The 7569-nt window shown below is 67.2% G+C and carries 4 protein-coding genes, 1 pseudogene and 1 riboswitch; of the genes and pseudogenes, 4 read left to right on the top strand and 1 reads right to left on the bottom strand.

All coding sequences use genetic code 11. From position 1 onward, the window contains the following. A partial coding sequence (gene metE, locus Q1K70_RS14435; RefSeq protein ID WP_300160944.1) for a 5-methyltetrahydropteroyltriglutamate--homocysteine S-methyltransferase occupies positions 1-2374 on the bottom strand: 2374 nt, incomplete at its 3' end. 177 nt (positions 2375-2551) lie between these two features. Continuing rightward, positions 2552-2747: riboswitch (cobalamin riboswitch) on the bottom strand. A gap of 544 nt (positions 2748-3291) precedes the next feature. Between metE and aprB the strand changes: the two genes are divergently transcribed. From aprB to Q1K70_RS14415, 4 genes and pseudogenes are all read left to right on the top strand, one after another. Continuing rightward, positions 3292-3783 (top strand): adenylyl-sulfate reductase subunit beta, encoded by a 492-nt coding sequence (gene aprB, locus Q1K70_RS14430; RefSeq protein ID WP_300160942.1) that lies wholly within the window; start codon positions 3292-3294, stop codon positions 3781-3783. Between the two features lie 51 nt (positions 3784-3834). Beyond that, entirely contained in the window at positions 3835-5832 is a 1998-nt protein-coding gene (gene aprA / locus Q1K70_RS14425) for an adenylyl-sulfate reductase subunit alpha (protein ID WP_300160940.1), read from the top strand. Positions 5833-5988: 156 nt separating this feature from the next. Next, positions 5989-7230, top strand: coding sequence for an FAD-dependent oxidoreductase (locus Q1K70_RS14420; RefSeq protein ID WP_300160938.1), 1242 nt, complete (start codon positions 5989-5991; stop codon positions 7228-7230). A gap of 5 nt (positions 7231-7235) precedes the next feature. Next, positions 7236-7569: pseudogene (locus tag Q1K70_RS14415) on the top strand (heterodisulfide reductase subunit A); the annotation flags it as partial.

The raw sequence follows: 7569 nt of genomic DNA, 5'->3' as shown, positions 1-7569 counted from the left end.
CCCCCCCCCCCCCCCCCCCCCCCCCCCCCCCCCCCGCCGGAGGCTTGCCCCCCCCCCCCCCACCCTCCCCCTCCTCCCCCCCTCCCAGCCGCCGGCGCGCGCGCCGGGCCGCTTCGACCATGCTGGCCAGGGCGGCCTCGGTCTCGGGCCAGGCGCGGGTCTTGAGGCCGCAGTCGGGATTGGCCCACAGGCGCGTCGGGTCGACGACCGCGGCGGCGCGCAGCAGCAGCTCCTCCATCTCCTCGACGGACGGCACGCGCGGGCTGTGGATGTCGTAGAGCCCGGGCCCGATCTCGTTCGGGTAGGCGAAGTCGGCGAAGGCCGAGAGCAGCTCCATGCGGCTGCGGCTGGCCTCGAGGCTGATCACGTCCGCGTCCATGGCGGCGATGGCCGGCACGATCTCGCCGAATTCGGCGTAGCACATGTGGGTGTGGATCTGCGTCTCGGGCCGGGCCACCGAAGCGGTCAGGCGGAAGTCGTCCACGGCCAGGGCCAGCGCCAGTTCCCAGTCCTTGCGCCGAAGCGGCATGCCCTCGCGAAGGGCCGGTTCGTCGATCTGGACGACCTTTATGCCGGCGGCCTCCAGGTCGGCCACCTCGTCGCGAAGGGCGAGCGCGATCTGGCGGCGGGTGGTCTCGCGGGGCTGGTCGTCGCGCACGAAGCTCCAGCACAGGATGGTGGCCGGGCCGGTGAGCATGCCCTTCATGGGCCGGTCCGTGAGCGAGGCGGCGTAGGCGGCCCAGTCCACGGCCATGGGCGCGGGGCGGGAGACGTCGCCGTGGATGACCGGCGGCTTGACGCAGCGCGAGCCGTAGCTTTGCACCCAGCCGTTTCTGGTGAAGCAGAAGCCGGCGAGGCGCTCGCCGAAATACTCCACCATGTCGTTGCGTTCGGCCTCGCCGTGGACCAGCACGTCGAGCCCGAGGCGCTCCTGCCGGGCCACCACGTCGGCGATGGTTTCCTTGAGAAAGGCCTGGTAGCCGGCGGCGTCCAGGGCCCCGGCCTTGAAGTCGCGCCGGGCGCGGCGGATCTCGGCCGTCTGGGGGAAGGAGCCGATGGTGGTCGTGGGCAGCGGCGGCAGGGAAAGTGCCGCGCGCTGGGCTTTGGCCCGCTCGGGGTAGGGGGCCGGGCGGCGGAACATGTCCGGGGTCAGGCCGGCGGCGCGGCGGCGCACGGACTCGTCCACGGCCAGGCGGCTGCGGCGGCGGTCCTCCCAGGCGGCGCGGTTCTCGGCCAGGGCGGCGGCGACCTCCGGCCGCTCCCGGCCGCCGGGAACGGCGGCGTCGGCCAGCAGCCGCACCTCGCGGCATTTCTGGGCGGCGAAGGCCATCCAGCGCTTGACGGCCGGGTCGAGGGCCGTCTCGTCGTCGAGGTCCACCGGGCAGTGCAGCAGCGAGCACGAGGGCGCGACCATGAGGCGCTGCGGACCGAGGTGGCTTATGGCCAGCTCGATGCGGGACAGGGCGGCGGCCGCGTCCACGCGCCAGATGTTGCGGCCGTCGACCAGTCCCAGGGACAGGGCGGTTTCCGGGGCGAGCGCCCGGGCCGCCGGGGCGAGCTGGGTGGGGTCGCGCACGAGGTCGAGGTGCAGCGCGCCCAGGGGCAGGCCGGCGACGAAGGGCAGGTTGTGGACGATGCCGCCGAAGTAGGTGGCCAGCATGAGCCTGGCCGGGGCGGCCGCCTCGGCCAGGCTCTCGTAGGCGGCGCGGAAGGGGGCGGCGAGTTCCCCGGGCAGGTCCTGGGCCAGCACGGGCTCGTCGAGCTGAATCCAGGGGCAGGTTTCGGCCAGGGCGCGCAGCAGGTCCCGGTAGGCCGGCAGCAGGCGGGGGAGGAGGTCCATGGGGTCGCCGGCCGGATCGTTGCATTTGCCGAAAAGCAGGAAGGTGAAGGGGCCGGGCAGCACGGCCTTGGCCGCGAAACCGGCTTCCCGGGCCTGGCGGACCTGGTCGAGGAGGCCGCTTCCGACCAGGGCGAAGTCCTGGTCCGGGGCGAATTCCGGCACGAGGTAGTGGTAGTTGGTGTCGCACCACTTGGTCATTTCCATGGCCGTGACGCCGCCGGCTCCGTCCTGCCCGCCCCGGGCCATGCGGAAGTAGAGCTCCGCCGGCACCGGTCCGCCGGGGTGGCCGTAGCGCGGCGGCACGACGCCGAACCGCGCCGCGGCGTCGAGCATGTGGTCGTAGAGGGAGAAGTCGCCCACCGGCACGAGGTCGATGCCGGCGTCGCGTTGCAGGGTCCAGTGGCGCAGGCGCAGGGCGGCGGCGGCGTCGAGCAGGCCGCTTAGGGGGAGGGCGCCGGCCCAGTGGGCTTCCAGGGCGGTCTTGAGCTCCCGGTTGCGGCCCATGCGGGGAAATCCCAGGGTGTGCGTCAGCATGCGAACTCCATGTCTGGCCCGAAGGCGTTGCGGTTGGAGGTCGGCACGGCGTCGAGGCGAAAAAGGGCGCGCAAAATGAAAAACCCGTCCCCCGCAGTGAGGGAACGGGCGCGAATGCAGGGCGGGCGGCGCGAGAGCGGCCCGTTCCCGGTCATTCCGGCCCGGATCGCGAGGCCTGGATGCCGACCGCTTCGAGGCGTCTTCTGGCTTACGGGGCCGGTCCCTTGGACCGTGCGGCGGTGGCCGCATCCTTCCCGGGCGTGTCGCCCAGTGGATGGCGGCCGGTTCACCCCGAACACAGCAGCGCGTCTGCGACGGATTCTCACCGTCTTCCGTTTCTCGAAGGGTCCGTACAGCGGACAGTGCAGGGGTATCCCGGTAGTGGGCGGCGGTCAAGGGGGCGGCCGGCGGGCATTCGTCTGAAAAGTCACAAGCTGCGGCGTGTTGGGCGAGGAAACGGGGAAAAGGGGGAAAATGGCTTGCGCGGATGGTGCGAGACTGGTAGAGTTGAGGTTGCCATCAGTCTATTTTTGCCGAGCGGCCGGTTGCGCCCCGGAGGGTGCGGCGTCGTCTTCTGCGCGGGGTTTTCGGGGACGTGAAAAAAAGAACTTTCCCCTTGACGCGGGTTGCGGCGCTTGTTAATTTGGTCACAAGCTATCCGCTGGCAGGTCTCAAACGGTAGCGATACCGGGGCGTTGCCCGTCGCAGGTGGCGGGCCGGGGCGGCTTTCGCCCCTTTTGCCTCGGCGACTTGTTCTCGGTGTCGGCACCAAGCGACGCCGGCGCGAGGGCAGGCCGGGAGCGGCGACGGAGGACGTCGTCGGTCCGGCGCGCGGATGTCCTGTAGCGCAACGGCGTTTAGCTCTACTTGGATTTGGGCGCTGGGTGTACAACAACTAAACGTTTGGAGGACTAACTATGCCTACCTTTGTGGATCCGAGCAAGTGTGACGGATGCAAAGGCGGTGAGAAGACCGCGTGCATGTACATTTGCCCCAATGACCTGATGATTCTGGATCCTCAGGAGATGAAGGCCTTCAATCAGGAGCCGTCCGCTTGTTGGGAGTGCTACTCCTGCGTGAAGATCTGCCCCCAGGGCGCCATCTCGGCCCGCCCCTACGCCGACTTCGCTCCCATGGGCGGCACGTCCATCCCCATGCGCTCGGCCGACTCCATCATGTGGACCGTGAAGTTCCGCAACGGCAACATCAAGCGGTTCAAGTTCCCCATCCGCACCACCCCTGAAGGCTCCATCAAGCCCTACGATGGCAAGCCCGAAGGCGCCAATCTGGACGACGAGCTGCTGTTCACCGAGACCGCCCTGGCCACTCCCAAGGAAGCCCTTGGCAAGAAGTTCGACGTCACCGGCATGGACACCGTCCAGTGCTGGCTCGACGGCTTCTGCAAATAGTCCGGAACCCAAATCGCTAGCCATCCATCCACCCTACGGAGGAACAATATCATGCCGACGATTCCCGTGAAGGACGAGCCCAAAGGCGTTGCCCTTGCCGAGCCGGAACTGATTGAAAAAGACGTTGACATTCTTATGGTCGGCGGCGGCATGGGCTGCTGCGGCGCGGCCTACGAGGTTTGCCGCTGGGCCGACAAGATCGGCGGGATCAGCGTGATGCTGGTCGACAAGGCCGCCCTCGAGCGCTCCGGCGCCGTGGCCCAGGGCCTGTCCGCCATCAATACCTACCTGGGCGAGAACAACGCCGACGACTACGTCCGCATGGTCCGCACCGACCTCATGGGTCTGGTCCGCGAAGACCTGATCTTCGACGTCGGCCGTCACGTCGACGATTCCGTCCACCTGTTCGAAGAGTGGGGCCTGCCCTGCTGGACCAAGGACGACAGCGGCCACAACCTGGACGGCGCGCAGTCCAAGGCCAAGGGCGTGTCCCTGCGCACCGGCGCCAAGCCCGTCCGCTCCGGCCGCTGGCAGATCATGATCAACGGCGAGTCCTACAAGTGCATCGTGGCCGAAGCCGCGAAGAACGCCCTGGGTCAGGACCGCTACATGGAGCGCATCTTCATCGTGAAGCTGCTCCTGGACGCCAAGCAGCCCAACCGCATCGCCGGCGCGGTCGGCTTCTCCACCCGCGAAAACAAGGTTTTCGTCTTCAAGGCCAACGCCATCCTGGTGGCCTGCGGCGGCGCGGTCAACGTGTACCGTCCCCGCTCCACCGGTGAAGGCATGGGCCGCGCCTGGTACCCGGTCTGGAACTCCGGTTCCACCTACACCATGTGCGCCCAGGTCGGCGCCGAGATGACCATGATGGAAAACCGGTTCGTCCCCGCCCGCTTCAAGGACGGTTACGGCCCGGTCGGCGCTTGGTTCCTGCTCTTCAAGGCCAAGGCCACCAACGCCAAGGGCGAAGACTACTGCGCCACCAACCGCGCCATGCTGAAGCCCTACGAGGATCGTGGCTACGCCAAGGGCCACATCATCCCCACCTGCCTGCGCAACCACATGATGCTGCGTGAAATGCGCGAAGGCCGCGGCCCGATCTACATGGACACCGCCGGCGCCCTGCAGTCCACCTTCGCCAACCTGTCCGCCGAGCAGCAGAAGCACCTCGAGTCCGAGGCCTGGGAAGACTTCCTCGACATGTGCGTCGGCCAGGCCAACCTCTGGGCCTGCACCGACACCGAGCCCGAGAAGAAGGGCTCCGAGATCATGCCGACCGAGCCTTACCTGCTCGGTTCCCACTCCGGCTGCTGCGGCATCTGGGTCTCCGGCCCGGACGAAGCCTGGGTTCCCGACGAGTACAAGGTCAAGGCCGACAACGGCAAGATCTACAACCGCATGACCACGGTCAACGGCCTGTGGACCTGCGCTGACGGCGTCGGCGCTTCCGGCCACAAGTTCTCCTCGGGCTCCCACGCCGAGGGCCGCATCGCCGGCAAGCAGATGGTCCGCTGGGTCGTCGACCACAAGGACTTCAAGCCCAGCCTGGCCGTCTCCGCCGCCGACCTGGCCAAAGAGATCTACCAGCCCTGGGAAACCTACAAGGCCGGCGTCGCCGCTTCCACCGACCCGATCGTCAACCCCAACTACATCAGCCCGCACAACTTCATGATGCGCCTGGTGAAGTGCACGGACGAGTACGGCGGAGGCTGCGCCACCCTGTACACGACCTCCAAGTCCCTGCTCGACACCGGCTTCCAGCTGCTGCAGTACCTGGAAGAGGACAGCCAGAAGCTGGCCGCCCGCGACCTGCACGAGCTCATGCGCTGCTGGGAGCAGTACCACCGCCTGTGGACCGTCCGCCTGCACATGACCCACATCATGTTCCGTGAAGAGACCCGTTACCCGGGCTTCTACTACCGCGGCGACTTCCTGGGCCTGGACGACAGCAAATGGAAGTGCTTCGTCAACTCGAAGTACAACCCGGCCACCAAGGAGACCCAGGTCTTCAAGAAGGCCTACTACCAGATCATTCCCGACGCTCAATAGGGATGACCAGAGCGGCCGCGGGGAACCCCCCGCGGCCGCTTTTTAACGGTCTTACCCGGGCGGATGGACCGTGCTTTGACGCCTGCGGCGGGGGCGGTCTATCCTCGCGGATCAGGCCGTTTTCTTGCTGGCCTTAACCATTGCCGGGAGGTTGCGATGGGAAGCAACGCGATACTGGTCGTCGGCGGCGGCTTCAGCGGCATCACCGCCGCGCTTGAAGCCGCGGAAGTCGGCCACGAGGTCTACATCGTCGAGAAAAACGCTTTTCTCGGCGGCCGGGTGATGCAGCTCAACAAATATTTCCCCAAGCTGTGCCCCCCGTCCTGCGGTCTGGAAATCCAGTTCCAGCGCATCAAGAACAACAAGAACGTCAAGTTTTTCACCCTGGCCGAAGTCGCCAAGGTCACGGGCAAGGCCGGCGACTACGAAGTCACGGTGAAAATCAAGCCCCGCTACGTGGAACCCGGCAGCGTCGATCTCTCCGAGACGGTCAAGAAGCTTTCCAAGGACGTCAAAAGCGATTTCGAACTCGGCCTGGGCGACAGAAAAGCCCTGTACATGGACGTCCCCTTCGCCTTCCCCAACCGCTACGTCCTGGACAAGGAACGCTGCACCAAGGAAGACCTGGAACTCCTCTCGGGCTCCGATGTGGTCAATCTCGACGACGCGCCCAAGGAAATCGTGCTCAAGGTCGGCTCCATCGTCTACGCCACGGGCTGGAAGCCCTACGACGTGACCCGCCTGACCAATCTGGGCGCGGGAGACATCGCCAACTGCGTCACCAACATGCAGCTCGAGCGCCTGGCCTCCCCGAGCGGACCCACCAGCGGCAAGATCGTGCGCCCCTCGGACGGCAAGGCTCCGCGCTCCGTGGCTTTCGTGCAGTGCGCCGGCTCGCGCGACGAAAACCACCTTAACTACTGCTCCTACATCTGCTGCATGGCCTCCCTCAAACAGGCGGCCTACGTCCGCGAGGCCTTCCCCGAAGCCCGCGTGACCATCTACTACATCGACCTGCGCACCCCGGGCCGTTACGACAACTTCGCCAAGCGCATCCTGGCCGACGACCGCATCACCGCGGTCAAGGGCAAGGTGGCCGCCGTGGCCGAGGACGCCGGCACCGGCGACGTCATCCTCACCGTGGAAGACGCCGTCTCCGGCATCAAATCCGACAACCGCTTCGAACTGGTGGTGCTGGCCACGGGCATGCAGCCGAGCATCAGCGGCGAGCGGCTGCCGGTCGACGTGCCCGTCGACGAGATGGGCTTCATCGTGGGCGGCGAGGAGAAAGGCATATTCGCCGCCGGTTGCGCCGCCACGCCCCTTGACGTCATGAAGTCGGCCCAGTCCGCGACCGGCGCGGCCATGAAAGCAATTGCCTTGGTGAGAGGGAGGTAGCGGCCATGGCCGAAAAAATCGGTGTGTACATCGACGCAGCCAGCGTCAGCCCGCTTCTGGACGCCGAGGAGCTGGCCGCGTTCGTCAAGGAGAAGTGCGGCGGGGCCTGCCCCATCATCAAAACCCACAAGCGCCTGTCGAGCCCGGCTGGCCTGGACATGATCAAGGCCGACATCGCCACCGGCGCCATCGACGCCGTGCTTTTGGCCGGCACCTCGCCCCGGGTCGACTGGGACGTGTTCGACTTCGGCGACAAGATCCTGGTCGAGCGGGTCAACCTGCGCGAGTTCGTGGTCCTGGCCTACAAGAACCCGGACGGTTCCGCCCCGGTTGCCGGAC

It is taken from the genome of Solidesulfovibrio sp. (genome assembly GCF_029978005.1).
Classification (GTDB): domain Bacteria; phylum Desulfobacterota; class Desulfovibrionia; order Desulfovibrionales; family Desulfovibrionaceae; genus Solidesulfovibrio.
Note: the sequence above shows the minus strand (reverse complement) of the source record. Positions and strands in the feature narration are given on the sequence as shown.

Bases quoted from the DNA above. Each gene is read 5' to 3' on its own strand.
- aprB (WP_300160942.1), top strand. From the start codon at position 3,292: ATGCCTACCTTTGTGGATCCGAGCAAGTGTGACGGATGCAAAGGCGGT.
- Q1K70_RS14420 (WP_300160938.1), top strand. From the start codon at position 5,989: ATGGGAAGCAACGCGATACTGGTCGTCGGCGGCGGCTTCAGCGGCATC.
- aprA (WP_300160940.1), top strand. From the start codon at position 3,835: ATGCCGACGATTCCCGTGAAGGACGAGCCCAAAGGCGTTGCCCTTGCC.